The 5,000-nt window shown below is 56.5% G+C and carries 3 tRNA genes and 3 rRNA genes (1 of these 6 running past the window's edge); all 6 read right to left on the reverse strand.

What is annotated here, in order from left to right:
* Positions 1-30: 30 nt before the first annotated feature.
* A tRNA-Met gene (locus BSG08_RS18965) sits at positions 31-107 on the reverse strand.
* 177 nt (positions 108-284) lie between these two features.
* A 5S ribosomal RNA gene (gene rrf / locus BSG08_RS18970) occupies positions 285-399 on the reverse strand.
* A 166-nt stretch (positions 400-565) separates the two neighbouring features.
* Positions 566-4,071: ribosomal RNA gene (locus BSG08_RS18975) — 23S ribosomal RNA — on the reverse strand.
* Between the two features lie 358 nt (positions 4,072-4,429).
* Positions 4,430-4,505 (reverse strand) — tRNA-Ala (locus BSG08_RS18980).
* Positions 4,506-4,553: 48 nt separating this feature from the next.
* Positions 4,554-4,630, reverse strand: a tRNA-Ile gene (locus BSG08_RS18985).
* A 143-nt stretch (positions 4,631-4,773) separates the two neighbouring features.
* A 16S ribosomal RNA gene (locus BSG08_RS18990) occupies positions 4,774-5,000 on the reverse strand (it continues 1,243 nt past the right edge of the window).
* Together the 16S, 23S and 5S rRNA genes with 3 tRNA genes alongside form the textbook arrangement of a ribosomal RNA operon.

A 5,000-nucleotide genomic window follows, 5' to 3' on the forward strand; every position in this document is an offset into this window, starting at 1 on the left:
TCAAACGTGTTGATTTATTATGAGTATTTTTGGTTGCGGGAGTAGGATTTGAACCTACGACCTTCAGGTTATGAGCCTGACGAGCTACCTGGCTGCTCCATCCCGCGGCATTTTGTGGCCTGTTGCCCGGATGGCTGGTTTGGGCCGGTTTTACGGCCTTTTGCCTCTGGGGCGTTTTGGCTTTGGCGCATTTTCGCGTTTGGCCGTCATGCTTTTGTGCATGTGTGTTCCGGGCGTCTGATCGTTTTCGAGAGATACGGGGTGTTTGATGAGGTTTTTACCAGGTCTGGCGGCGACCTACTCTCCCACGTCTTGAGACGCAGTACCATTGGCGCGACGGCACTTAACGGCCGGGTTCGGGATGGGACCGGGTGTTTTGCTCGTGCTATGGCCACCAGACCGGGAAAAAACCTCATTTTAGTGTGTCCTGCCGCCCGGAGGGCGACTTGAGGACGGATGTGTCTCCAACCGTCTTGTCTCCGGTTGGAGTTGATTTCCAAGTCAGCACCCTGTGTATTGTGTATGCTTTTGCTGTTTATCCGTAACAGTCTTGCCATTACTGGATCAAATCAAGCCTGTCGGGCCATTAGTACCGGTCAACTGAACGCATTGCTGCGCTTACATCTCCGGCCTATCGACGTGGTGGTCTACCACGGCCCTCAGGGATACCTTGTTTTGAGGGGGGCTTCCCGCTTAGATGCCTTCAGCGGTTATCCTGTCCGAACATAGCTACCCTGCACTGCGGCTGGCGCCACAACAGGTCCACCAGTGGTTCGTTCACCCCGGTCCTCTCGTACTAGGGGCAACTCCTCTCAAGTATCCTACACCCACGGCAGATAGGGACCGAACTGTCTCACGACGTTCTAAACCCAGCTCACGTACCTCTTTAAACGGCGAACAGCCGTACCCTTGGGACCTGCTCCAGCCCCAGGATGAGATGAGCCGACATCGAGGTGCCAAACACTGCCGTCGATATGGACTCTTGGGCAGTATCAGCCTGTTATCCCCGGCGTACCTTTTATCCGTTGAGCGATGGCCCTCCCACTTGGGACCACCGGATCACTATGGCCGTCTTTCGACTCTGCTCGACTTGTCAGTCTCGCAGTCAGGCTGGCTTCTGCCATTGCACTCAACGAGCGATTTCCGACCGCTCTGAGCCAACCTTCGCGCGCCTCCGTTACGCTTTAGGAGGCGACCGCCCCAGTCAAACTACCCACCACGCAGGGTCCCGGACCCGGATAACGGGCCGCGGTTAGACATCAGAAGTGCGAAGGGTGGTATCTCAAGGGTGGCTCCACCGAGACTGGCGTCCCGGGTTCAAAGCCTACCACCTATCCTGCACATCACAATCCTGATGCCAGTGCGAAGCTATAGTAAAGGTGCACGGGGTCTTTCCGTCTAACCGCGGGAAGCCTGCATCTTGACAGGCAATTCAATTTCGCTGAGTCTACGTTGGAGACAGCGGGGAAGTCGTTACGCCATTCGTGCAGGTCGGAACTTACCCGACAAGGAATTTCGCTACCTTAGGACCGTTATAGTTACGGCCGCCGTTTACCTGGGCTTCAATTCAGAGCTCTCACCCCTCCTTTTAACCTTCAGGCACCGGGCAGGCGTCAGACCCTATACGTCGTCTTGCGACTTCGCAGAGCCCTGTGTTTTTAGTAAACAGTCGCCACCCCCTGGTTTGTGTCCCCAGCCCCTAGTTGCCTAGGAACCGGGCCTCCTTCTCGCGAACTTACGGAGGTATTTTGCCGAGTTCCTTCAACGTAGTTCTCTCAAGCGCCTTGGTATTCTCTACCAGTCCACCTGTGTCGGTTTCGGGTACGATCTCATGATGGAGCTGTTTCCAGGAACCGCTCAGCGGCCCGCCCAATCCGATAAGGGCGAACAACATCCGCAATCCGTCACTTCCATCTGGCCCAGGAATATTAACCTGGTTCCCATCGACTACGCCTTTCGGCCTCGCCTTAGGGGTCGGCTTACCCTGCTCAGATTAGCTTTAAGCAGGAACCCTTGGACTTTCGGCGAGAGTGTCTCTCACACTCTTTGTCGCTACTCATGTCATCATTCTCACTAGTGATCTCTCCACGGGATCGCTCACGCGCCCGCTTCATCGAAGATTTCCGGCCTCCATGCCGCCCCGAGGGACACCAAAGAGGATGGAAACCATGTCACACTACGCTCTGCTACCATGCCTTGCGGCATCCTAAGCTTCGGCTCATGGCTTGAGCCCCGTTACATCTTCGCCGCAGGACAACTTGTTTAGACCAGTGAGCTGTTACGCTATCTTTAAAGGATGGCTGCTTCTAAGCCAACCTCCTGGTTGTTTTGGTCGTCCCACCTGCTTTCCCACTTAGCCATGAATTGGGGGCCTTAGCTGTAGGTCAGGGTTGTTTCCCTCTCGACGACGGACGTTAGCATCCGCCGTCTGTCTGCCATCCAGTACTCCCCGGTATTCGGAGTTTGGTTAGGATCAGTAAGCCTGTGGGGCCCCATTACCCATCCAGTGCTCTACCCCCGGGGGTATTCAGATGACGCTCTACCTAAATAGATTTCGCAGAGAACCAGCTATCTCCGAGTTTGATTGGCCTTTCACCCCTAGGCACAACTCATCCCGACCTTTTTCAACAGGTGTGGGTTCGGACCTCCAGTTGGTGTTACCCAACCTTCATCCTGGTCATGCCTAGATCACTCGGTTTCGGGTCTGATCCATCCAACTCATGCGCCCTATTAAGACTCGCTTTCGCTGCGCCTACACCTAACGGCTTAAGCTTGCTGGATAGACCAAGTCGATGACCCATTATACAAAAGGTACGCCGTCACAAGACTGGACACCAATGATAATCCTTGTATTTGCCCTACCGTCCGGAGGGCCACTTGAGGGCTTCGTCTCCGCCCCGCCGCCCGATCAGTTGGTCGGAAAGCTGAGCCGCAGATGCACCGTCTCCAGACCGGGGTTGCGACTGCGCAGCCCGCCGTTCGAACGATGGTCGAACCCCAGCCCGATGCGCAGCCCGCGCCGCGTCTCATAGCCCAGCTCCAGCCCGGAACGGACCTGCACCGGACCGCCCAGATCAGCGCCATCGCCCTCGGCATGAAGCCCCGGCATCAGGTGGAACTCGGCATACCACTTCCACGCCCGCGGCTGGAACCGATAGGCGAACCCCGCCCCCGCCCAGGCCTCGCCATCCTCGCTCAGCGAGGCGCCGTAGGTCAGGCGGAACGGGCCGTAAGCCACCCGCGTATCGCGCCGCAGATAGACTTCCGCGCCGGTCGTGCGCTCCTGAAAGACCACCGCCCCGGCCGCCACGCTGGCGCCCGGCGTCACATCCCGGCGGGCAAGACAGCCGTCGCCCGGACAATGTTCCACACCCATCGAGATGAGCCCCAGAACAAGTCCCGCAACCGCGGCCCCGCCATCCGTTATGAAAGCCAGATCCGTCATTCGTTTTCCCCATGAACACGTCTTCCCTCGTTCATGAGGCAGATTATCATTGGAGTCCAGTCAAGCTCCGACTGATTGTAGGCGTTCGGTTTCAGGTACTGTTTCACTCCCCTCGTCGGGGTGCTTTTCACCTTTCCCTCACGGTACTGGTTCGCTATCGGTCAGTAAGGAGTACTTAGCCTTCGAAGGTGGTCCTCCGATCTTCAGACAGGATTTCACGTGTCCCGCCCTACTTGATACGTCCCTCAAAGCTTCCCATACGGGGCTGTCACCCGCTATGGCTGCGCTTCCCAACGCATTCTGGTCACTTCTCGGGCTCGGCTGGTCTCCGTTCGCTCGCCGCTACTGGGGGAGTCGCTATTGCTGTCCTTTCCTCCGGGTACTTAGATGTTTCAGTTCTCCGGGTTTGCTCTTGAAGACCTATGTATTCAGTCCTCAAGTACCTGGTTCAGCCCGTTATTGACTACCCGAGGGTAACAATAACAAACTGTCAGGTGGGTTGCCCCATTCGGAAATCCATGGATCACAGCCTATTCTCGGCTCCTCATGGCTTATCGCAGAGTATCACGTCCTTCATCGCCTCTTACTGCCAAGGCATCCACCAAACGCCCTTTTCGCGCTTGATTTGATCCAGAAAAAGAAAGACCGATTACAGCCCATCATCTTCCGATCAAAAGCATACTTTCCCGCCCGGCCAATGGCCGGACATTTGGTTAGTGTACTTGACTTGGACAACGCTGTTCGTTTCAGCCGGCAGACCCGTGGGCGATCGAGGAAGCAATCGCGGCACAGGCTCGCCTCCCCCCGAAGGGAGCGGCACCAGACTGAGGATATTCGCCTACTCGCGAACACCAAACAGTGTTGATTTGTATCTCTCTTAACGATGTCAATGTCATGTCCTACCGCCTTGCGGCTACCTGAGGACGTATCGTCCGATTGGACGGCCAAGCACCGGACCCGGTGCTTGGCGATCTAATCGGGATATGGTGGAGCCTAGGAGGATCGAACTCCTGACCTCCTGAATGCAAATCAGGCGCTCTCCCAGCTGAGCTAAGGCCCCATGTTCCCTGGCCTACCGCCCGTTCGGCCACCTGAGGCCCGCAAATAGTGGTGGGTCGAGGAGGACTTGAACCTCCGACCTCACGCTTATCAGGCGTGCGCTCTAACCACCTGAGCTACCGACCCAAGACAGACCGGTAGGTCTGTGATTACGTTCCTGAAGAGATATGAGGACGGTCCGGTTCGATTGTTGACCGGCTTTGTATGCCGATCTTGCTAAGTGATCTCGTAGGGCGAGTGTGAACCCACCTTGACGACATCATCCTTAGAAAGGAGGTGATCCAGCCGCAGGTTCCCCTACGGCTACCTTGTTACGACTTCACCCCAGTCGCTGATCCTACCGTGGTTGGCTGCCTCCTGCGAACAGGTTGGCGCACCACCTTCGGGTAAAACCAACTCCCATGGTGTGACGGGCGGTGTGTACAAGGCCCGGGAACGTATTCACCGCGTCATGCTGTTACGCGATTACTAGCGATTCCGACTTCATGGGGTCGAG

This window comes from Roseovarius azorensis (assembly GCF_900109455.1).
GTDB classification, from domain to species: domain Bacteria; phylum Pseudomonadota; class Alphaproteobacteria; order Rhodobacterales; family Rhodobacteraceae; genus Roseovarius; species Roseovarius azorensis.